Annotated in this window: 16 protein-coding genes; 8 read left to right on the top strand and 8 right to left on the bottom strand. The window is 69.3% G+C overall.

Going from position 1 to position 22164, the window contains the following annotated elements:
- The first annotated feature begins 163 nt into the window (after positions 1–163).
- Positions 164–1645, top strand: coding sequence for a Dyp-type peroxidase (locus tag ACFQV6_RS36700; protein ID WP_378032292.1), 1482 nt, complete (start codon positions 164–166; stop codon positions 1643–1645).
- 6 nt (positions 1646–1651) lie between these two features.
- On the opposite strand, the gene ACFQV6_RS36695 is transcribed toward ACFQV6_RS36700, so the two are convergent.
- Positions 1652–2953 (bottom strand): MFS transporter, encoded by a 1302-nt coding sequence (locus ACFQV6_RS36695; protein WP_378032291.1) that lies wholly within the window; start codon positions 2951–2953, stop codon positions 1652–1654.
- Positions 2954–3147: 194 nt separating this feature from the next.
- Here ACFQV6_RS36695 and ACFQV6_RS36690 point away from each other — a divergent pair, with 194 nt between their 5' ends.
- From ACFQV6_RS36690 to ACFQV6_RS36680, 3 genes are all read left to right on the top strand, one after another.
- Positions 3148–4644, top strand: a complete 1497-nt coding sequence (locus ACFQV6_RS36690; RefSeq protein ID WP_378032290.1) for a Dyp-type peroxidase — start codon at positions 3148–3150, stop codon at positions 4642–4644.
- A gap of 65 nt (positions 4645–4709) precedes the next feature.
- Positions 4710–5303 carry a hypothetical protein gene (locus ACFQV6_RS36685; protein WP_378032289.1) on the top strand — a complete coding sequence of 198 codons (594 nt, stop codon included), beginning with the start codon at positions 4710–4712 and terminating at the stop codon, positions 5301–5303.
- 72 nt (positions 5304–5375) lie between these two features.
- On the top strand, positions 5376–5936 hold the full coding sequence (locus ACFQV6_RS36680) for a hypothetical protein (protein WP_378032288.1): 561 nt from the start codon (positions 5376–5378) through the stop codon (positions 5934–5936).
- Positions 5937–5997: 61 nt separating this feature from the next.
- On the opposite strand, the gene ACFQV6_RS36675 is transcribed toward ACFQV6_RS36680, so the two are convergent.
- A complete protein-coding gene (locus tag ACFQV6_RS36675) occupies positions 5998–10029 on the bottom strand; it encodes a tetratricopeptide repeat protein (RefSeq protein ID WP_378032287.1) in 4032 nt (1343 codons plus the stop codon).
- A gap of 38 nt (positions 10030–10067) precedes the next feature.
- Between ACFQV6_RS36675 and ACFQV6_RS36670 the strand changes: the two genes are divergently transcribed.
- Complete coding sequence (locus ACFQV6_RS36670) at positions 10068–10682, top strand: hypothetical protein (RefSeq protein WP_378032286.1); 615 nt, start codon at positions 10068–10070, stop codon at positions 10680–10682.
- 3 nt (positions 10683–10685) lie between these two features.
- Here ACFQV6_RS36670 and ACFQV6_RS36665 read toward each other — a convergent pair whose 3' ends face one another.
- Entirely contained in the window at positions 10686–11699 is a 1014-nt protein-coding gene (locus ACFQV6_RS36665) for a zinc-binding dehydrogenase (protein ID WP_378032297.1), read from the bottom strand.
- 154 nt (positions 11700–11853) lie between these two features.
- Here ACFQV6_RS36665 and ACFQV6_RS36660 point away from each other — a divergent pair, with 154 nt between their 5' ends.
- Both ACFQV6_RS36660 and ACFQV6_RS36655 read left to right on the top strand, forming a co-directional pair.
- A complete protein-coding gene (locus ACFQV6_RS36660; protein ID WP_378032285.1) occupies positions 11854–12831 on the top strand; it encodes an alpha/beta hydrolase in 978 nt (325 codons plus the stop codon).
- Between the two features lie 90 nt (positions 12832–12921).
- The gene (locus ACFQV6_RS36655; protein WP_378032284.1) at positions 12922–13908 is read left to right on the top strand and encodes a helix-turn-helix domain-containing protein; all 987 of its coding nucleotides are present in this window, start codon (positions 12922–12924) and stop codon (positions 13906–13908) included.
- A gap of 81 nt (positions 13909–13989) precedes the next feature.
- Here the strand turns inward: ACFQV6_RS36655 and ACFQV6_RS36650 are convergent, their stop codons facing one another.
- Genes ACFQV6_RS36650 through ACFQV6_RS36630 form a run of 5 tightly spaced genes read right to left on the bottom strand, consistent with a single transcriptional unit; the run spans position 13990 to position 20736 of the window.
- Positions 13990–15687 (bottom strand): hypothetical protein, encoded by a 1698-nt coding sequence (locus ACFQV6_RS36650; RefSeq protein WP_378032283.1) that lies wholly within the window; start codon positions 15685–15687, stop codon positions 13990–13992.
- A gap of 36 nt (positions 15688–15723) precedes the next feature.
- Entirely contained in the window at positions 15724–17628 is a 1905-nt protein-coding gene (locus tag ACFQV6_RS36645) for a glycoside hydrolase family 127 protein (protein WP_378032282.1), read from the bottom strand.
- An 8-nt stretch (positions 17629–17636) separates the two neighbouring features.
- On the bottom strand, positions 17637–18455 hold the full coding sequence (locus tag ACFQV6_RS36640; protein WP_378032296.1) for a carbohydrate ABC transporter permease: 819 nt from the start codon (positions 18453–18455) through the stop codon (positions 17637–17639).
- Positions 18456–18493: 38 nt separating this feature from the next.
- Positions 18494–19483 carry a carbohydrate ABC transporter permease gene (locus ACFQV6_RS36635; protein WP_378032281.1) on the bottom strand — a complete coding sequence of 330 codons (990 nt, stop codon included), beginning with the start codon at positions 19481–19483 and terminating at the stop codon, positions 18494–18496.
- A 2-nt stretch (positions 19484–19485) separates the two neighbouring features.
- Positions 19486–20736 (bottom strand): extracellular solute-binding protein, encoded by a 1251-nt coding sequence (locus ACFQV6_RS36630; protein WP_378032280.1) that lies wholly within the window; start codon positions 20734–20736, stop codon positions 19486–19488.
- A gap of 205 nt (positions 20737–20941) precedes the next feature.
- Between ACFQV6_RS36630 and ACFQV6_RS36625 the strand changes: the two genes are divergently transcribed.
- Positions 20942–21997 (top strand): LacI family DNA-binding transcriptional regulator, encoded by a 1056-nt coding sequence (locus ACFQV6_RS36625; protein ID WP_378032279.1) that lies wholly within the window; start codon positions 20942–20944, stop codon positions 21995–21997.
- Positions 21998–22164 lie beyond the last annotated feature (167 nt).

The raw sequence follows: 22164 nt of genomic DNA, 5'->3' as shown, positions 1-22164 counted from the left end.
CGGGGTGGGCGGGCGTGGGCTTACGCCGTACCGAAGGAGGAGGGTGAGTGAAAGTCGCAGCCGGACCGACGGATTGGCGACAGGAGGGGTGCCGGGCGGGCGCGGGGCGGGCATCGTCCAGAGGCACCGCCAGCAACGCTGCCGAACGGAGACGTCGAAGAGCATGACCACTGTAGTCGCGTCACCACTTGCCGATCTGGGGCAGATTCAGGGGAACATCCTGCGGGCGTTCCGGGAGGAGCATCAGGCGTTCCTGCCGATTTCGTTCCGCAGCCGGCGCGCCGGAGCCCGGACCTGGCTCGCGGCGGTCGCGGGCCGGGTGGCCGGCACCGATGACGTCACACCGAGTCGCGGCGCCCAGCGTGACGGTGATGTGCGACGCAACGGCGCCGCGCACCGGCACGGCGACGCGGCGCCGAACGGGTCGCGGCGGGCCCTGCTGAACCTGGGACTGACAGCGACCGGGCTGGTCATGCTGCATCCGGAGATCGCCGGTGACCTGGTGGGTCACGCGGCGTTCTGGCAGGGGCCGCTGGGCAACCGGCTCGACGACGAGGGGCGTCTCACGACGGCACCGGCGCTGCTCGGTGACGTCGGCGCGGGCGATCCGGAGCGGTGGGTGGTCGGCGGGCTGGGTACGCCGGTCGACGCGCTGCTGACCGTCGCGGCCGATGACGCGGAGTCGTTGCGCGTGGCCGTCGACAGGGAGGTGCGGGAAGCTGAGCAGGCGGGTCTCGAAGTCCTGCCGGTGCAGTGGGGTGAGGTGCTGCGCGACAGGCAGCAGGGCCACCGGATCGAGCATTTCGGGTTCGCCGACGGGATCTCGCAGCCGGGCATCCGCGGCTTCGCCGACTCGGCGCGGCTCCGGCCGGGTACGCCGATCATCGCCGCCGGTGAGTTCATCCTGGGCTGCGCGGGGGAGCGCCGCCCGCCCACGTGGACGCCGCGGCCGACGCCGGCGCCGTGGATGCGCGGCGGGTCGTTCCAGGTGTTCCGGCGGCTCAAGCAGGACGTGGCCGGCTGGTGGCAGCGCATGGACCGGCTGAGCGAGCAGGGTGGCACGCCCGAGGAGGCGGCGGCCCGCGCGCTGGGCCGGCACCTCGACGGCCGGCCTTTGGCCGAGCTGGACCAGGCGGGGGAGATCAACGCGTTCAGCTTCCGCGGCGATGACGACGGATCGCGTACGCCGAACTTCTCCCACATCCGCAAGGTGAACCCCCGTGAGGACGGGGTGTTCCGCGACCGCGGCCACAAGATGCTCCGCCGCGGCATCACGTTCGGGCCGAGGCTGGAACGCGGCGCTGCGGATGACGGGCGGGAGCGGGGGATGTTCTTCAACGCGTACATGGCGAGTATCGAGGACCAGTTCGAGTTCGTGCAGCGCAGGTGGGCACACGATCCGGGGTTCCCGGCGAGCATGCTGGCGCGGTACGGGCGGGGTGCGCAGCGGGTGGACGGCCTGGACCCGGTCCTCGGCGACGATCCGGAGAGTGCGGGGCGGCGGCTGGGTGCGGCGGTGGTGCGGGGGATTCCGGCGGCGGCGTTCGGTGGGTTCGTGACGACTACCGGGTCGGTGTATGCGTTCGCGCCGTCGCGGGCGGCGCTGCGCAGGCTGGCCGGGGACGATCATCTGGACGGTCGCTGACCGCTCTTACCGGTCTGGCACCTTGTCCCGCTCGGAGGCGTCTCCGGGCGGGGCCACCGATGGCACACGAACCGGGTTTCGCAGCAGCAGAAGGCTTGCCAGACCGGCCAGCATGACCGTGACGTAGAGCAGGTAGTCGGTCGAGCCGGTGGCTGCCGCTGCCGAGGTCAGCAACGGGCCGGCCGCCATGCCGATAGTGAGGGCCAGGCTCGACAGCGCGTTGTAACGCCCGCGCAGCTCGTCGGGCGCCATGCCGTTGATGAGCGTGGGCAGAGCACCGGCGAGTAGCAGTTCACCGAAACCGATCAGGACCGAGGCGACCGTGAGCGCCGCTCGAGTGCTCAGCCCGGCCCCGAAGACCGTCGGAATGCAGATCGCCCAGCCGAGCGCCCACAACGCTGCCGTACAGAGCAGCGCGGAACGCGCGGAGACACGCTCGGCCAGCCGCAGCGCGATCGGTGCTCCGGCGACGACGGCGACGGAGTTCGCGACGCCGGCCCAGCCCAGTGCGGCCGGGTCGTCCGCGGCCAGCGCCATCACCGAGGGAGCGGCACTGTAGACGCCGTAACCGATCGTGGCCAACAGCGCGGCAGCACCGAGGACGCGCAACAGGGTGCCGTCGCCGAGGGCACGCCGGTATCCCCCGCGCTGAACCTCGTCGGAGTCTGACTTTGGTGACAGCTGACGACCGGCAACAAGCGACAACACGATGGCCACCAGACAGGCCAGGGCCAGCGCTGCCCAGAGCAGCGGCAGGACCGCCTTGCCGGTGTCGGTCTCGGGCCGAGCCCGGGAGAAGGCGATTCCGCCCAGCGCGGCACCGACCGCCATCCCCACGTTGAACGTCACGTACTGAAGCGTGTAAACGCGCGACCGGAGTTTCTCCGGAGCCAGAATGGCCAGCCGCGTCGCCAGTGCGGGTAACGAGAACGACCAGCCCAGGCCGCCGACCATCACTCCGGCCACCGCAGAGGCCAGACCTGGGCCGTACGCCAGGGCCAGCCCGCCGGCCGCCACCATGACCAGACCGGCGGACATGACGAATCGCCCGCCGCGCCGGTCGATCAACGGTCCCGCGACGGCGTTGCCCACGATGGTTGTCAGAGGACCGAGCGCCCAAATCCCGGTCGCCACCGTCAGCGATATGCCGCGCACCTCGTGCAGCATCACCACGGCGTACGGCTGGGTCAGCCCGACACCCAGCGCGGTGATCAACTCACCCGTCAGCAGCAACCACACCGCAACGGGGAAGCGGGACGGTTTGGTCGTCTCTTCGGTGCTGTCCAGTTCGGTGGTCAGAACCCACACCCCACGGTCCGGGGATCCGCCGGTCGGTCCTCTGGCAGTGAACCGGTACGGATTCCATTCAGGATCGCCGATCGTATTGTGCGGCGTCGTCCGGGTTCAACCCCCGCGCAATGATCCGACCGAAGACTTCCACGGGCACACCGGTCTTTGTATGGTCCTCTTCGGACAGAACGTGGGTTCCTCAGGGAGGGTTCGTGGCGGACGGCCGGCGCAATCTCATCGGGCAGGTTGACGACCTCGATGGCGCGCTGGCGGATCCGCAGCAGATCCAGGGCAACATTCTGCAGCCCTTCGACGGCTGTCACCAGGCGTTCCTCTTCCTGTCCTTCGGCGGCAGGCGCACCGAGGCCCGAGTGTGGCTCGGTGAGGCGGCTACCCGGATCGACTGCACCGGCGACGTCACGGCCGCCCGGGACGGCACCCGGATCCCCGCCGGACGATGCCTGATGAGCGTCAGCCTCACCGCCACCGGCCTGATCACGATGCATCCCGAGGTTTCCGCCGACCTGGCGCGCTTCGAGGCGTTCCGGAAAGGCCCGCTGGGCAATCGGCTCGACGACAGCGGCCGGATCACGAGCACGCCGGCGCTGATGGGCGATGTCGGCAACAGCGATCCGACGTCGTGGCTGATCGGTGGCCCCCGCCGCCCACCGGTTGACGCGATGCTGATTATCGCTGCCGACGACGACGAGTCGCTCCATGAGCGGGTGCGCCAGGAACAGCTGTGGGCGACCGGCGCGGGCCTGCAAATCATGCCTATCGCCGGAATGGACGGCGCGGGACCGCTCGTGCAGTACGGCAGCGTCGTGAGGAACGCCGCGGGCAACCCCATCGAGCACTTCGGGTTCGTGGAGGGAATCTCGAATCCTGCCGTGCGGGGCGCCGACGGCGCCGCGGCCGGTTCACCGGCCATCGGGATCGGCGAGTTCGTGCTGGGCTTCGAGGGGGAGCGGCGGCCGCTGAGCCTCGGACATCGGCCGACTCCGGCGCCGTGGATGCGAGGGGGCTCGTTCCACGTGTTCCGCAGGCTGCGACAGGACGTGGCGGGCTGGTGGGACAAGATGGAGAAGCTCAGCGACGCGGACAGCACGGCCGAGGACATCGCCGCCAAGGCTGTCGGGCGCAGCCCCGACGGCGCACCGCTGGCGAAGGATGCCAACCCGGACGACCTCAACGACTTCACCTACGACGGTGACGAGCACGGCATCCACACGCCGCTGTATGCCCACATCCGCAAGATGAACCCGCGGCGCAACGACATGTTCCGCGAGCGTAGCCACAAACTCCTCCGGCGCGGGATTCCCTTCGGCCCGCCGATGGACCGGAGCAACCCCGACAACCACGACCGGGGCATGTTGTTCAACGCCTACATGGCCAGCATCGAGGACCAGTTCGAGTTCCTGCAGCGATGCTGGGCCAACGACCCCGAGTTCCCGTCCAGCACCATCGCCAAGTTCGACACGGACTCCGGCGCGGCAGCCGGCCGGGTCGACGGGATGGACCCGGTGATCGGATACAGCGCCGACGCGGCGCACCGGCGCCACGGCGCGGCCGTCCGGGGCGTGCCACCCCTGGCGTTCGGCGGTTTCGTCACCACCACCGGCTCGGTGTACGCGTTCGCACCGTCACGCGTCGCACTGTGCCTGCTGGCCAGTGACCTGCCGCTCGACGCTTTGAGATCCGTGTACTAGCCGGCGGTCTCGCTCCTCGGGCCGCCGCCTCTGATCGACGATAGGAGACCGAGATGGGCCAACCCGTGAGCGACGCGGTTTTCGAGTTGCACGGAGCGTGTGTTCATTCGTTGCGATTCTCGTTCGCGGCGCCGGTCGATTACCCCTATGCACCCGCCGAGGTGGCGGTTGACGGTCCGCCACCGGCGTTGTTCCGGCGGGTGCAGGCGGTGTCGCCGCCGCCCACCCGTGTGGGTGCGCCGTGGCAGAGCGGGATGACGCTGGACGGGAAGCCGTTCGATCCGTCCGGGCCTCTCGACCGGCTCGCCGAAGTCGAGAACACGGAGGGCACCGGGAACCTCGACACTCCTGAGCCGGAGACTGTTGTCCTGGACTGGATGTTCGACGTTCCGCGCGACGAGCAGCACCCGGTGAGCATTCCCGGTCACGACCAGGGCCGCTATCTGTTGTCGGTGCCCTATTGGAATCCTGCTGAGGTGGCCGGTCGCGCGGTGACCAAAACGGTCGACTATTTTGCCACCCATCGGGTCGACTGGAACGGGACACCCCAATCCGACTGGGTCGCCGTCAGTTTCGACGATTTCGCTCCCAAGGACCGTGACAGCGCCGATGTTCTGATCCCGCTCGGCGCCTGCGATGACCATTGCCCCAGCTCTTGACGATTGGAGTCCGAAGTGGGTGTTCCCCTGAGTGATGCGGTGTTCGAGTTGCATGGCGCGTGTGTTCATTCGTTGCGTTTCTCGTTCGCGGCGCCGGTCGACTATCCCTATGCGCCGGCCCAGGTGGCGGTTGACGACCCGCCGCCGGCGTTGTTCCGCCGGGTTCAAGCCGTCTCGCCGCCCCCCACACGCAAGGGTGCGCCGTGGCAGAGCGGGATGACCTTGGATGGCAAGCCGTTCGATCCGGCCGGTCCGCTCGACCGGCTCGCCGAGGTCCAGAACACCGAGGGCGCCGGAAACCTCGACACCCCCGCGCCGGACACCGTCGTCCTGGACTGGATGTTCGACGTTCCGCGCGACGAACAACACGAAGTGAGCATCCCCGGGCACGACGGGGACCGTTACCTTCTGTCGGTGCCGTACTGGAATCCCGCTACGGTGGCCGGCCGCGCGGTGACCAAGACCGTCGACTATTTCGCCACTCACCGTGTCGACTGGAGCCGGACACCCGAATCGGATTGGGTCGCGGTCAGCTTCGACGACTTCTTCCCCAAGGACCGGGACAGCGCCGACGTCCTCGTCCCCCTCGGCGGCTGCGACGAGCACTGCCCTGAACTCGTATCACGCGGTTAGTAGAACGGGTCTCGTCGTGGGGCTCACAGCAGGAACCGAGCACCACGACGAGGCTCCGGAGCTATATCCGTTCGAGCAGTTCTTCGAGGGTCGGGCCGTTCTCCTCGGCGATCCACTCGGGTAGTTCCGGCAGCGGCGGCCCGGGTGGCAGCATCACACCGGTGAGCCGCCGGTAGGCGTGCCGGTATTCAACGATCGGCGCCCGTTCATACAGCGTGCGGTATATGGCGGCGGCACTTGTGCGAGCGTCCTCGTCGCGGGGGTCAACCCGCCGGACGGCGTCCAGCAGCGCCGCCACCTCGTGCGGCTCGTTCCACTCGACGGTTGCCTCGCGCAGCAGCTTCGTGGCGCTGGTCACATCCACCCGGCCGGATGCCACGGCCAGGCGGACCGACAGCGCGTACGCGCTGACCCGCACGTTGCGCTCGTCGTGCTCCTCGGCGATACGCAGCGCCCCGGCATTCAACCGCTCGGCCGACTCAAGATTGTCCTGTCCGAAATGCAGGCGTGCCAGCCGGTGCAGCCAGTCGCAGAGTTGGTACGGTGCGTTCAGCCCGCGGGCGAGGTCGATCGCCCGCTCAAGCAGCGGTTGAGCGTCATCGGAACGGCCCTCCGTGGCGGCGATGGTGCCCAGGTTGGCGACCTGGTCTGCGACGCTCAGCCAGTCGCCGAGTTCGACGCTCACCCGCAAGGTGTGCAGGGCGCAGATCCGCGCTCGCTCGAACTCGCCCTGGTCACGGTAGATCTCGCTGAGGTTGCCGATGACGATGGTGGCGGTCTGCCGGGCGCCGATCTCCCGTGCCACTTCCAGCGCATGCCGGTAGGAGGCGATCGCCTGAACGTGGTCGGCGCCGCGTAGTGAGGCCCATCCAAGATTGCAGGCCGCGTTGAGCATGCGCTGTCGGTCGCCGGCTTGCTCAGCGGACTTCAACGCACGGCGCAGGTGTTCGAGCGCTGACTCGAGATGGCCGGTGTTCACGTACACGAGGCCGGTGTGTTCCAGCGCGGCGCTCATCGCGGCGGAGTCGCCAGCGGTGGAGGCCATGGCGAGATGCCGGCGCGCCATGTCGAGGGCCTCGGCGTAGGCACCCTGCCGATAGAGGGCGAAGGTCATCCGGTCCAAGGTTCGGGACTGTCCGGTTGCGTCGCCGAGGTGTTCGAACCCGGACAGGGCGCGCCGGAGCCAGGTGACCGACTCGGCGTCGGAGTGCGTGTACATAAGCAGGTCGCCGAATTGACGCTGAGCTGCGGCGAGGGTTTCTCGCCGTCCAGTTGTCTCCGCCAATCGCATGGCTTGCAGGTAATGGTCCTCGGCCTCGGTCCATTGCCCGGTGAGCTGGTGGATGGTGCCGATCTCAATGTGCAGTTCGGCTCGTTCCGCCTCGGGCAGCAGCGGCAGCAGCAACCCGTAGTAGTAGGTCGCCGCCTCATTGGCGTACATCTCCTTGGCGCGATCACCGGCCGCGCGGAACCAGGAGCGCTGCTTGTCGGTCCGTTCGGTACGCGCGTAGTGATGGGCCAGCACGTCGACATACTGGGTGAGCCGGTCGGGATAGGTCTCCTCGATGAGCTGGCCGACGCGCTCGTGCAGCGAGGCCCGGGTGTCGTAGGTGATGCTTTGGTACGCCGCCTCCTGCGTGACCGGGTGCTTGAACTCGAATTCCGGCTCGGTTTCACTGATCACCCGGGGCGTGAGGCCCAGCGCGTGGAGACGTCCGAGGTGGTCCGAGACCTGCGCAGTCGTCCCGGCGGCCGGATAGACAGAGGTGATCCAGGGCGGTTGGAACCGGCGGCCGATCACACTGGCCACCTTGATGGTCGCCTTCTCGTCGTCGGTCAGCTGATCGATACGGGCCATGACCAAGCGCTGCAGGTTGTCCGGCACCTGCACGCCGGCCAATGCGCGAGCATCTGCCGGGTCGACGCCGCGGCCATGCAGATAGCTGACCAGCTCCTCGATGTAGAACGCGTTGCCTCCGGCCTGGTCCCAAATCTGCTGGAGCAACTCCGGTGCCACGTCGGTGTCACGCCCGTATCTCTCGCGCAGCCGCAGGGCGGCGAGCTGGTCGGCCTCGGCCCGAGTTATCTGGTCAAGCCGCAGGTCGGCGATATGCGCTGGCCCGGCCAACTTCTCCGGCATCGGTTCCCGCGAGGTCGCCACCACCAGCACCGGCAGCTCCGCGATGTGGTGAAGCAGGTGTTCGAGCAGGGCTTGCGAGGCCGGGTCGATCCAGTGGCAATCCTCCAGAAGTAGCATCAGCGGCCCGTCGGTGGCCCGGTCACGCAGACAGGCCAGGAGAACGGAGCGGAGGAGTTCCTCCCGGCCGACGGGTTCCAGCTGGGCGGTGAACTCGTTGTCTGGCATCGGCAGGTTGATCAGGGCGGCCAGCAGCGGAGCGCGCTGTCCGGAGCCGTCATAACGGGCGATCCGCGCGGTCAATGCTGCCCGCTGTTCAGGGATCGGCAGGTTGGGATCGATCTCCAAGAGGTCACGCCAGATCGAGCGCCAGACCAGGTAGCTGGCGCTGGTACCGTGCGAGCGGCAACCGCCGCCATATTCGGCGAAGCCCAGCGAGCGGGTGATCCGGCAGGTTTCGGTGGCAAGTCGGGTCTTGCCGATACCGGCCTCACCGTGCAGCCAGACCATATGTCCCTGGCCAGCCCTCACCTGTCGGCCTAGAGCATCGAGCAGGTCCAGCTCCCCAGCGCGGCCGACAAGCGGTCCGTGCGCCGGGCCCGGCAGCGACGGCGGTGGGGCGGCATCCCGCGCTTCGCGGAGGATCCATACGGGTACGGGTTCCGCCTTGCCCTTGGCAGTGACCGCAGCCGGCCGCGCGTCCTGGATGAGGTCTCGGACCCGTTCGTGGGTGGCCCGATCGATTAGCAGGTGCCCGTCCGGCGCGGCCTGCATCAGGCGGGCCGCCAAGTTGACGGCGTCACCCACGACCGCGTACTCACGGCGGATGTCCGAGCCCACCTCACCGCAGTAGACGTGTCCGGTCGTGACGCCGCCCCGATACGGCCCGCCGGGCAGCCCCAGCAGTTCCAGGCAGCAGCGCAGCGCGCGTTCCTCGTCGTCCTCATGACTGACGGGGGTGCCGAATACTGCGACCAGTACGGTGCCCTTGTCATCCGCCATCAAATGTCGAAGGTGCCCACCGTACCGATCGATGACTGCGACGCCGGCCCGCAGATAGAGCTGGAGCGTTCTGACGGTTTGTAGATCGTCGACCGACAGGTCGGGCAGCCGGACGAAGGCGGTGGTCACCTTGCGGTGCTCGTTGACCAGCTCATGCCGCCCGGACCGGAGCCTGGCGCGGATAGCGGGGTGCAGGAACGGCGTCAGCAGCCCTTCTAAATCAGCGATCGGTGTCTCGGAGGTGGCGGCTGCCGGAGCCGGCTCAGCGTCAGCCGGGTCGGCGATCGCCTGCAACTCCTCGTCGACAACAATCTCGCCCCGTTCGGCGCGGTGCAGTGCCGCGACCGATCGGTCCAGCGCGGGTCCCGCGACCAGGTGCTGCAGCCGGATTTCTGGGTCGCCGAGGACCATGACTCGCAGCGAGCCGGAGGCCAGGCCGACCCGGATGGCCAAAGACCGCTGACCATCGGGAGTGGGCACCGGAGAGACCGAAGCGGTCGCCTCCCGGATGAGTTCAGCGCAGCGGATCGCCCGGCGTGCCACGGCGGAGCTGGACCCGGGTGTGTACCGGAACATGCCGACCAGTGCGTCACCGGCAAAGTCCACCACGCTGCCGCCCGCGCTGATGATCGCCTCCGCCGTCACTGCGAACCAGCGGTTGATTACCGACGTCAGCCGTTCGGTGCCGTAGTTCCCGGACCCGGCCAGGCTTTCGGCCATCGCTGTGAAGCCTGCGACGTCCGCGAAGAGCAGCACCGCGTCGACCCGCTCCGTCAGCGGCAGATTGCTGACACTTTCGGTCGTCCGAAGAAGATCGATGGCATGCTCGGGCAAGTACGACCGCCAGGTCGCGGCAAGTTCGTCGGCGATCTGTGACGCGGGACGGGTGAAGTCATCGGTCACGCCTGATGTGGCCACCCTCCGGGTCTTGGCGTCCGAATCAACCATTGTCATCCATAAATGGGAAAATCGGCCAGGGGGATTTCAGCGTCATGGGTCTACCAGTCAGCGACGCCGCCTTCGAACTCGTTGGCGCCTGCGTCCACGCTCTGCGGTTCGCCGTCGGAACCCCTCTCGACTATCCGTATGCCGCGGCCTCCATCGCCACGACCAATCCGCCCCCGGCCCTGTACCGGCGAGTGCTGGTCGCATCACCGCCGCCGAGCCGCGAAGGTAAGCCCTGGCACACCGGCCTGACCGTGAAGGAACAACCGTTCCAGCCGGACACTCATGCCGACCAGCTCGCCGAGGTGAGGCTCGAAGAGGGGATCGCCTCACTCGACCTGCCGGATCCGCAAGGGATCGTACTCGACCGATGGTTCAGCGTTCCCCGTCAGCAGGGCACGATGTCCTTCCCCGGGTCGGATTTCGGGCGGTGTCTGCTCTCCGTTCAGTATTGGAGCCCCGCCGAGCCCGGCGTCGAGAGCGTTACCAAGCAGGTCGACTACTACGGGACATACCGGATGGAGTTCGACCCCCCGCTCACCGAGGACTGGATCGCCGTCAGCATCGACAACTTCTGGCCGCCCGAGCGTGACAGCGCCGACCTGCTCATCCCCCTCTGCGAGAGCGACTGCGACGCCGACTGCCCGCCCCGCGAATCATAGAACTCACCGCCGCGGGTCGACCAGGATCTTCGGGCCGGGTCCGGCGCCGGCCGGGCGCCGGCCGGCCAGCACGCCCGCGACGTCGTCGAGGCCGACGGTTGCCGCGACCAGGGGCTGTGGGTCGACAGAGCCTTCGGCGTACGACCGGACGACTTCCTCCAGCCCGGAGGAGGCCCCCAGGATGCCGACGGCGGTCACGTCCTTGAGCACGATGTCGCGGGTGTCGACGGTGCTCGGCGTCCCGGACAGCCCGATGTAGACCACCCGCCGCCCAGGCTCGACGAGGTCGACGGCGAGGCCGGGCATCTCGGCGCCGTTCGTGGCGTCGACGACCGCGTCCCACGGCAGGTCGGGCAGGCTGTCGCGGGTCCACATGTTCGCGAAGCCCAGATCACGGGTGAACCGGGCGAACACCGGGTGCCGGCCGAGCAGGTGCACGTCGAGGCCGCGCGCCCGGCCGATCATGGCGGTGAGCAGGCCGATCGTGCCGGTACCGAGGACCAGCAGCCGTTCGCCGGGCTCCAGCGCGGCGGCGGTGACGCTGCGCTGGGCGTTGCCGCCGGGTTCGACCAGGGCGCCGAGGCCGGCGTCGACGGTGTCCGGCAGGGCGTGCAGGTACGCGGCCGGGAACGCCAGCTGTTCGGCGAGCGCTCCGGGCAGGCCGTCGGCGATGCCCAGCTCCCGCATCTCGGCGCAGACGTGGTGCCGGCCGCCCAGGCAGCGCCGGCAGTGACCGCAGGCGATCATCGTGTCCCCGGTGACCCGCCGGCCCGCCCAGCCCGGGTCGACGCCGGGCCCGCATCCGCTCACCACGCCCGACCACTCGTGACCGGGCCGCAGCGGGTACGACGAGCGGCCCGAGTGCAGGTAGCTCATCTCCCCGGTGAACAGCTCGACGTCGGTGCCGCACACCCCGGCCCGCTCCACGTCGACGATCACCTGGCCGGGCGCCGCGACGGGGGCCGGCACCTCGCGAACCTCGGCCTGACCGGGACCGGTGAAGATCAGCGCACGCATCACGATTCGGATCGTAGAGTGAATACCCGCCGGTGAGGGCGGTAGCCGGCAGGCATCCGCCAAGCGGCGGGAAGTAACCGCCATCTGGCGGGACGCTGGGGATCGTGGGAGGCACAGACTCTAGAAATCTCCCGGAAACAATTGGAGGCTTCTCGTGACGACCCTCGTTCCGCCCCCTCCGCCCTTCGACGCCGAGCTCGCCGCGGCGCTCGACGTCATCGGCGGGCAGATGCCGCCCGCCCTGACCACCGACATGATCCAGCCGATGCGCGACGGCTCGATGCTGGCCGACCTGACCGACGAGGACCTGGCCCGCGACGGCGCCTTCACCGTCGCCCGGCGCCTGGTGCCCGGGCCGGCCGGTGACCCCGACATCGAACTGCTGATCCTGACGCCGTCCGGTGCGGAGACCGGCCTGCCCGGGATCTATCACACGCACGGCGGCGGCATGGTGCTCGGCAACAACCGGACCGGCGTCGACGCCCTGCAGGACTGGGCGCTGGAGGTGCCGGCTGTCATCGTCTCCGTCGAGTACCGCCTCGCCCCCGAACACCCGCACCCCGCCCCGGTCGAGGACTGCTACGCCGGCCTGCTCTGGACCGCGGAGCACGCCGCTGAACTGGGCATCGACCCGCAGCGCCTGGTGATCGCCGGAGCCAGCGCGGGCGGTGGCCTGGCCGCCGGTGTGGCCCTGCTGGCCCGGGACCGCGGCGGCCCCGAGCTGGCCGGCCAGATGCTGCTCTGCCCGATGATCGACGACCGGAACGACACCCCCTCGGCGGTGCAGATGGCCGGCCGGGGCGTCTGGGACCGGACCGCCAACGACACCGGCTGGACCGCCCTGCTCGGCGCCGGGCGCGGCGGCCCGGACGTGTCGCCCTACGCCGCTCCGGCCCGCGCCTCCGACCTGTCCGGGCTGCCGCCGGCGTTCATCGACGTGGGCTCGGCCGAGACCTTCCGCGACGAGGACGTCGCCTACGCGTCGCGGATCTGGCAGGCCGGCGGCCGCGCCGAACTGCACGTCTGGCCGGGCGGCTTCCACGGCTTCGACATGCTCGCACCCCAGGCGGCCGTCTCCCAGGACGCCCGCGCCGCCCGGGTCCGCTGGCTGCGCCGCCTCCTCAGCGCCTGACCGATCGCCGTGAGCAGCAGCGGCGTCCGCGGGCGAGAACAATGAGCGGCGGCGGGGGACGATGGCCGTAGGGCGGGGGACGATGGCGGAGTGAGAGACCTCGCCGCCAGGCTGGCCGCGCTCGACCCCGACGCCGGGGCCGCACTGAGCGTCATCGCCTACTTCGACCGGCTCGCCGAGGGCCGCGCCGGCCTGCAGGCGATCGTCCGGGGCGCCGCCGTGCTCGCCGGCTGCCCGGCCCGGCTGTCCGACGACGGCCGTCGCATCCACCTGCGGGTTCAGCCCGACGGCACGGATGCGGCGGCCGGCGCACCGGACCCGTCGTGGATGTCCGCCGAGGTCGCCGGCGGCGCCGTACTCTGGCTGGAGCGCACCGGCCCGCCCGGCCCGGTCGAGGCGATGATCCTGGAACGGGCCTGCGGTGCGGCCCGCGCGGTGCTGGAACGGACCCGGGGGCGTGCGCCGCTCGCGGATCCGGCCTCGGTCGAGCTGACCCTCGACGCCGCAGCACCGGAACAGGCCCGCGTTCAGGCGGCGGGCCGTCTGGGTTTCAAGACCACCGATCGGGTACGCGTAAAAGCCCTCGCCTCCGGACATGCGCAACTGATCCGCGAGGACGACGACCTCCCCGCCACGGGCGAGCGCGCCGGCGTCGGCCCGTCCGGGCCCGTGACTGCCCTGCCCGCCTCCTACGCCGCGGCCCGCACCGCCCTGCGCTTCACCGCCGAGGGCACCGAGCAGGACCCCGGCCCCCGCGTCGTCCACGCCGCCGACCTGGGCGGTCTCGCCCTGCTCGCCGACCTGATCGGCCCCGCCACCGAACCGGTCCCCGACGTGCGCGCCCTCTCACAGGTCGCCGCCGTCACACCGTGGGCCCTGGCCACCCTCGACGCCGTAGCCGAGTCCGCCAGCCTCCGCGCCGCCGCGGCCGCCCTCCGCCTCCACCACTCCACCCTGCAGGACCGGCTCACCCACACCATCCCGCTGCTCGGCTGGGACGTCCGCGAACCCCGCGGCCGCCTCCGCCTCCAGCTCGCCCTCGCCCTGCGCCGCCTCCACCACAACCCCCCGAGTTAACCGGAACGCGGCTGGCGCTCAGGGGTGCCTCGGAGCGAGAAAAGCACCCCTGAGAGCCAGCCGGGGGTTACTGGACGAGGGTCAGGACAGGTGGATGTAGTCGAGCTCGGCGTAACCGGTGCCGGCTGTCAGATTGGGTGCGCCCTTGGCCAGGCGGATCATGTTCCAGCCGGCCCGCAGCGTGACCGTGCTGCTCGCCGTGGAGCCGAAGACACCCCACGCGGCGGTCGGCGGGTAGCTCACCGTCTGCCACGCGCTGCCGTTGTACGCCAGCCCGTGCGTCGCCGTCGCCCCGGTGCCGTTCGCGTACCCGATGCTCATCGTGTAGCTGCGAGCGGCGGGAACGTTGACCAGGAAGTCGACGAACGACTGGTTGCGGGAGTTCGCCGAGCCGTCGATCTGGCCGACGTACCCGCCGCTGGAGGCGGAACCCGCGGAGAACCGGTTGGCGTTGACCACTGTGGCGTTCTCCGCCTCGTACCGCTGCTGCCAGGTCGCCGCACCCGAGGACGGCGTGACGAGCAGCTGGTACGAGTCCAGCGCGCTCATGTTGCTCACCGGCACGCTGATGCTGCCGCCGGACACGGTGTAGGTGGCCGACGAGACGGCGATCGGTGCGCTCTGGTTCGTGGTGCGCCCGGTGGTGCCGCTGCGCGCGAGCGTCACCCGGACCTGCGAGCCGAGGGCGCCGAGCCCGTTGACCCGTACCGTGTTGTTGCCGCTGTCACCGCCGAAGACCACGTTGACGAAGCGGCGGGTCGGGTCGTAGGAGGCGACACCCTCGAGCCAGGAGCCGGGAACGGTCTGCACGATGTTGCCGGCCATGTCGCCGTACCACTTGTAGGGCCAGTAGGACGAGGTCGGCGCGTTGTTGTGGAGCAGGCCGTTGAGCGTTCCGGCCTCGTACCAGTAGGCGCGTTCCGCGCTGCGGATGCCGTGCCGCTCGAAGACGGCCATGTAGTGCACGGCGACGCTGGGGATGTCGACCTGGGACGGCGACGCGTACTCGTTGATCGAGATGGGCCGCGCTGTGATGCCCAGCGACCGTTCGACCGCCCGGTAGTCGTTGACGTGCGCCTGGACGTTCAGATAGCTGTCGTTGTCCAGCTCGTGCCAGACGATCACGTCCGGCAGGGTGCCGGTGTCGCGGGCGTTGGTGAGGAAGCTGACCATCCAGTCGTGGTTGTAGATCGCGTGGCTGGGACCGACGATCGGCGTGACCGTGTCCAGCGTACGGATGAGCCGGTGTGTCCTGGTCCACCCGGCGTTGAACGACCCGGCCGCGGCGGTGTTCCACGTCCAGTCCGGTTCGTTCCACAGCTCGTACCCGTCGACGTTGGTGGTGCCGGTGGCGTTGAGCCGGGCCGTCACCATGGTGCGCACCTTCGACTCCCAGTCCGCCCAGCTCACCCAGCGGTACGGGAAGTTCGGGTAGATGTCCGGCAGCCGCCAGAACTGCTGGGCGCCGCCGCTGGTGACCTTGCCGGCCGCCAGCAGGCCGTCGCAGCACGGTGTGGTGGCGCCGTTGCCGAGTTGCTGCACGCCGGGCGGCGGCTGGGTCAGGTGGTTGAGCCGCAGCGGGTACATCTGCTCCAGCGGCGGCTTCGAGCCGGTGTCGACGGCGTAGAGGCCGCCGGACGCGACGTGCGTGACCGGGCGGACCACCGTGCCGACGTTGACGGTCAGGGTGTTGCCGGCCGCCTGTGCGGGGCTGGGGACGAACAGCCCGGCGGTGGCCAGCAGCAGGCAGAGGGATGCTGCCTTTCTTCGGATTCGCATTCTGCACCTCGGTGGGGGTGAGGGGATGGAGGACGGTTACGCCCCCTGTGTGGCCAGCGGTATCCAGACCCGCATGGGGCCGGGAGCCCGGTTGGCCCACAGGAAGTAGGGGATGGCGGTGACGACAGCCGCCGACGGCCGCGGCTCGGTGGTGCGCGGGAGGTCGCGGTAGAGCGGCTCACCGCCGGCGGGCCGCACCCGGACCGGGACCCGCAGCGTCACGGGGGCGAGCCCGGCGCTGTGGTGTGCGACCGCGACGGCCGGGTCCGGAGCCAGTTCGAGGTCCTCCAGAACGAGAGCGGGCAGGTCGGCGTGTTCGAGGCAGTAGACGAGCGGGCCCCGGGCCAGGGCGGCGGTGCCGCGGACCGCGTCGACCCTCGGGTGCGCGGTGACCAGGCGGGCCGGCATGGCGAAGGTCAGGCTCACCCGGTCGCCGGTGTGCCAGGTGCGGTGCAGGCGCAGGTAGCCGCCGGTGATCTGGCCGCGGGCCGGTGCGGGGGTGCCGTTGACGGTCAGGCGTACGTCGTCGCACCAGGCCGGCACCCGCAGGGACAGCGTCCACGGCGTGGCGGGGGAGCCGGTGACGGTGACCGTGACCTCCTCGTCCCACGGGTAGCTGGTCTCGACCCGCACGCCGCGGCCGCCGATGCTGACCGTGCCGGTGCTGTAGAGATGCAACTGCAGGCCGTCCGGCCCGCCGGTGGCGAGGTAGGCGTGCAGCGACGCCATCAGCCGGGCCAGGTTCGGCGGGCAGCAGGCGCACGAGTACCAGGTGAGCCGCTGCGACGGGGCGTCCTCGTGGGACCCGTCGTGGCCGGTACGCAACTGCAGCGGGTTGGAGTAGAAGAACGCGGTGCCGTCCGCGGCGGTGCTGCCCGCGATGCCGTTGTAGAGCACCCGTTCCATCTCGTCGGCGAAGCGCGCCTCACCGGTGGCCAGCAGCAGCCGCCACGCCAGCTGGAAGTTGCCGATCGCGGCACAGGTCTCCGCGTACGCGCGGTCCGGCGGCAGCTCGTACGGGTCGCCGTAAGCCTCGTCCCGGTGCCGTGAACCCTGCCCGCCGGTCAGATAGGTACGGCTCTCCAGCGCCGAGTCCCACAACCGCACCGCCGTCTCCAGCAACGGGCGGTCGCCGGTCTCGACTGCCACGTCCACCGCGCCCGCGAGCAGGTAGACCTGCCGCACGACGTGGCCGGTGACCTCGGCGGTGTCCCGCAGCGGCTCGTGATCCTGGAAGTAGCGCGGCCCGAACCGGCCCTCGCCCAGGACACCGTGCCCGCGGTTCTCGACGAACCGCGCGGCCAGGTCCAGGTACGGCCGGTGCCCGGTGACCCGGTACAACTCGACCAGCGCGGTCTCGACCTCCGGGTGACCGTCGGTTTCACCCGATTGCCCGTACCGTTGCACCAGAAGATCGGCGAAACGGCGCGCGACCGACACGACCTGCTGGGCCGGTGTGGAATCCGGCGCGGAGCGCGCCGCCGCGACCGCCGCCTGGATCAGATGGCCCGCGGTGTACATCTCATGGCTGAAGTGCAGCTCGGCCCACTGCCGGTCACGGTTCGCCGGGTCCTGGTAGTAGGTGTCGAGGTAGCCGTCCGGGTCCTGGGCCTTCTCCAGCAGCGCGGCCACCTCGTCGGCGAAAGCGCCCGCCGAACCGGACCAGAACGCCGCCTCCAACGTCTTGTGAACGTCGGTGTCGGCGAACCAGAAGCCGGCGAACTCCTCGTCCGCGTCACCGGTCAGCCTGCGCAGGTTCGTCAGGTTGCCGTGCACGCGGAGCTGGTCGACGCAGTGCGGCAGCGTGGACTCGGTGTTGCGCTGCTGCCAGCCGCCGAGCAGGCCGTCCGCATCGAGCAGCACCGCATCCGCCGGAAGCGGCCGGAGCACGCCCAGCGCGTCCGATGTGGGCACGACGGGGCCGTGAGAAACGAAGCTCATGTGTTTCCTCAGTCCTTGACAGCGCCGGCGGTGACGCCGGCAGCCACGTAACGCTGGGCCAGGATGAGCAGCAGCGTCGCGGGGATGGAGGCGATCACGGCAGTCGCCATGATCGCGTTCCACTGCTGGTTGTTGTTGCCGATGTAGTGGTAGATGCCGAGCGTGATGGGCTGGTGGTCGCCGCCGCCGTCGAGCGTGGTGGCGAAGACGAAGTCGGACCACGCCCAGAGGAAGGCGAACAGACTCACCGTGACGACCGCGTTGCGGCTGACCGGCAGGATCACCGAGAGGAACGTGCGCCACTTCGACGCTCCGTCGATGAGCGCCGCGTTGATCAGTTCGTCCGGGATGCCGGACATGAACGCCGTGAAGATCAGGACACCGAACGGGACCGCGATCGTCGAGTCGGCCAGGATCAGCCCCGGGATCGTGTTGAGGACACCGGCGCGCAGGTAGATGGCGTAGAAGCCCATCGCCATGATCACGCCGGGGATCATCTGGGCGATCAGCAGCACGAAGCTGAGCACGCCGCCGCCCTTCGGGCGCAGCTTGGCCAGCGCATAACCGGCCGGCGCGGCGATGATCAAGGTGAGTGCGACGGTGCCGAGCCCGACGATCAAGCTCGTTCCGAGGTACGGGAGCTGCTGGTCGAGCACCGCCCGATAGCCCTCGAGCGTCCCGTTCCACGGGAAGAGGTGCGGCGGGTCGGCGCGCATGTCGGTGTCCTTGGTGAAGGACACGTTGATCATCCAGTAGATCGGGAACAGCATGATCGCCGTGAAGATCAGCCCGACCCCGGTCTTGGCATGCTGTCTCCTCGGGCTCATGCGCTTCGCCGTCTGGCTCGGGCGTTCTGTCTCCTGGCTCATGCGTTCTGTCTCCTCTGGATCCGGATGTACAGAAGGCCGAAGATCAGCGCCATGATGATCAGTAGGTTGCCGACGGCGGCGCCCGGGCCGAATTCGGGCAGCAGGTTGCCGAAGCTGAGCCGGTAGGACCAGGTGGCGAAGGTGGTCGACGCGTCGGCCGGGCCGCCCTTCGTCATGATCCAGATGATGTCGAAGACCTTGAGCGTGTAGACCAGGCCGAGCAGCAGCGTGATCGCCGAGACCGGTCTGAGCAGCGGAAACGTGACTCGCCAGAAGCGCTGCCAGCTGGTCGCGCCGTCGATGGCGGCGGCCTCGTGCACCTCTTGCGGTATGGCTTGCAGCCCGCTGTAGAGCACCACCAGGTTGAACGGGATGCCGATCCAGATGTTCGCGATGATCACGCTGGTCAAGGCCCATTGCGGTGACGTCAGCCAGTTGACCGGGTCAATGTTGACGCCGTCAATGTTGACGGCCTGGGTTGACGTGTTGACGAGTTGAATTGCCGCATTGACGATGCCGGAATCACTGTTGAGCATCCAGGCCCAGGTTGACGCGCTCACGATCAAGGGCAGCAGCCACGGTACGAGGAAAAGCGCTCTCAACGTCGCGGACAGCCGGAAGTGCTGCGCGAAGAACACGGCGAGCGCGAGCCCGATGGCGAACTGGAACGCGATCGACACGAACGTGAAGATCAGGGTGTGCAGCAGGGCCGGCCCGAAGGTGGCGTCGGCGAACACCTCCCGGTAGTTGTCCAGTCCGCTGAACGGGGCGTTGCCCTGCACGAACGAGCGCACCGTGTAGTGGCGCAGGCTCAGGTCCAGGTTGCGGTAGAGCGGGTAGGCGTAGAAGGCGATCAGGTAGATCACTACCGGGGCCAGGAACGCCCAGGCCGCCCAGTTGCCGCCTTTTCTGCTTCTTGATCGAGGCCGTTCCTCCGCCCGCGGCTGAACCGGGGCGGAGGAGCGGGTCGTCACGTCGTGAGCCATGGTCACTTGATGGCCGCGGACGCAGTCTGCTGGGCGGTGGCCAGGGCTTCCTGCGGTGAGGCTGAGCCGCTGAGTGCCGACTGGAAGGCGGTCCACATCGGCTGGGAGATCTTCGGGTACTTGGTGCCGAGGTCGTCACTGGTGCGGCCCTTGGCGGCCTTGACCGCCTCGACCCAGACGGTCAGCTCCTTGTTCTCGGCGGCCTGTTTCTGCTGCACGGCGTCGGTCGCCGCGATGTAGGACAGCGTCGTGTCCGTGGTGTACGCGTTGTCGGCGCTGGTCAGGCAGGCGATCAGCTTCTCGGTGGTGGCGTACCGGGCGGTCTCGGTCTGCACCGGGGCGGTCACGAACTCGCCGCCGGTCGGTGCGGGCGCGGTGCCGCCGGCCTGCGACGGGATCGGGATGATGCCGTACTCGAAGCCGGTCTTCTTGGCGTTCGCCAGCTGCCAGGTGCCGTTCTCGCTGAACGCGAAGTCGCCGGCGGCGAACTCCTGCCAGCTGGTCGTCTGGGTGTTGTTGAGCACCGAGTTCGGCGCGTAGCCCTTCTTCAGCCAGTCGTTCCAGAGGGTCAGCGCGGCGACGCCCTGCGCGGAGTCGAGCTGGGTGAGGTTCGCGCCGGAGCCCCAGAACCACGGCAGGAACTGGAAGCTGCCCTCCTCGGTGCCGATCGCGGAGAAGGTGATGCCCTTCTTGCCGGAGCTTTTCACCTTCTCCAGGGCCGTGGTCAGCCCGGCCCAGTCCTTGATGGACGCCGGGTCGACCCCCGCCTTGTCGAGGATGGTTTTGTTGTAATACAGGGCGAGCGTGTTGGCGCCGATCGGGATGCCGAACGTCTTGCCGCCGGTCTGACCGGCCGCCAGGAGGTTCGGCGAGACCGCCGAGGTGTCGACCTTGACCTCGTCGGCGGTCGTCAGGACGCCGGCTTCGGCGAGCGTCGAGACGACCGGGTTGTCGACGATCAGCACGTCCGGCGAGTTGCCCTGCTGGGCGGCGAGCAGCGCCTTGTTCGTCAGGTCGGTGGTGTCGTATCCGGTGCGCTTGACCGTGACCCCGGAGTCGGTGCCGCAGGTGGTCAGCAGCTTCACCCAGTCCGAGCTGTCGTCGAACTGGGGGTACGGGTCCCAGATCGTGTAGTCGCCGCCGGCCGCCGCATCACCGGTGCCGGAGCTGGAATCGGAGGAGGAGGAACAGCCGGCCACCAGGCAGGCGGTGAGCGTGATGGCCGCCGCGGCGCGCAGGCGCGAACGGTTCATATCGGTTCTCCTTGCAACGGTGGATCGCAGAGTCGGAAGCAGCGTGAATCGCAGAGTCGGAAGCAACGGTGGATCGCAGAGTCGGAAGCAGCGTGAATCGCAGAGTCGGAAGCAACGTGGATCGCTGAGTCGGAAGCAACGTGGATCGCAGAGCCGGAACGTTTCGGAAATCGATTGCCTAGAAGCTAGGTAGCGTCTTGCTGGCATGTCAAGACGAAGTTACGATCGGCCGCTAGGAAACTTGGAGGAAACGCTGAGCACCAGAGAACGCGCGGTCACGATCAGCCAGGTGGCGGCGCTCGCGGGGGTCTCCACCGGTACGGCGTCCAAGGCGCTGAACGGGCGGGGAGCGCTGCGACCAGAGACCCGCCTGCGCGTCCAGCAAGCCGCTGAGCAGCTCGGATTTGTTGCCAACGCGGCGGCGCGCAGCCTGCAGACCGGCCGCACCTACACGGTCGGCATGATCACTACGGACAGCATCGGCCGGTTCAGCATCCCGCTGCTGATCGGCGCCGAGGACGCGCTGGGCGCCGGGCAGATGTCGGTCTTCCTCTGCGACGCCCGCGACGATCCGATCCGGGAGCAGTATTACCTGCGTACGCTGCTCAGCCGTAACGTCGACGGCATCGTGGTGACCGGCCGCCGCACCCAGGCCCGGGCGCCGATCGGCGTCGGCCTGCCGGTCCCGGTGGTGTACGCGTTCATCAGCTCCGCCGACCCCCGGGACTGCTCGGTCGTGCCCGACGAGGCCGACGGCGCCCGACGCGCCATCCAGCACCTGCTGGCCATCGGCAGGCGCCGGATCGCCCACGTGACCGGACCGGAACACCATCACTCGGCCACGGTACGGGCCGCCGGAGCAGCGCAAACGCTCGCCGCCGAAGGTTTGCGGCCGGCGGCGCCGACGCTCTACGGTGAGTGGAGCGAGGCATGGGGGCGGCAGGCGGCCGGGATCCTGCTCTCGACCGGGGCCGACGTCGACGCGGTGTTCTGCGGCAGCGATCAGATCGCGCGCGGGATGGCGGAGGCGCTGCGGGACGCCGGTAAGCAGATACCGCGGGACGTGGCGCTTGTCGGCTTCGACAACTGGGACGTCATGGTCGAAGGGTCGCGGCCGTCGCTGACCAGCATCGACATGGATCTGGAGGGCATCGGGCGCACGGCGGCGGAGGTGCTGCTGGCGGCGATCAACGGGGATCCGGTGCAGGGGCAGCGGGCGCGCCCGTGCCGGCTGGTGCCGCGCGCGTCGACGGCTGTCTAGGAGAACGACGCAAGGCAAACGTTTTCCTGAGGACTCATTGACGAGTGTGGTTTTCCTTCGTAACCTGCTCGAAACGGTGCGCTCCCGTCCTTGCGCACATCCCAGGCACTCTTCTCCCCGCCTGGGGCCCGCCATCTTTTGTTAACGCTCACATCGCGTTGAGAGGC

Source organism: Actinoplanes sp. GCM10030250, assembly GCF_042666575.1.
GTDB lineage: Bacteria > Actinomycetota > Actinomycetes > Mycobacteriales > Micromonosporaceae > Actinoplanes.
Note: the sequence above shows the minus strand (reverse complement) of the source record. Positions and strands in the feature narration are given on the sequence as shown.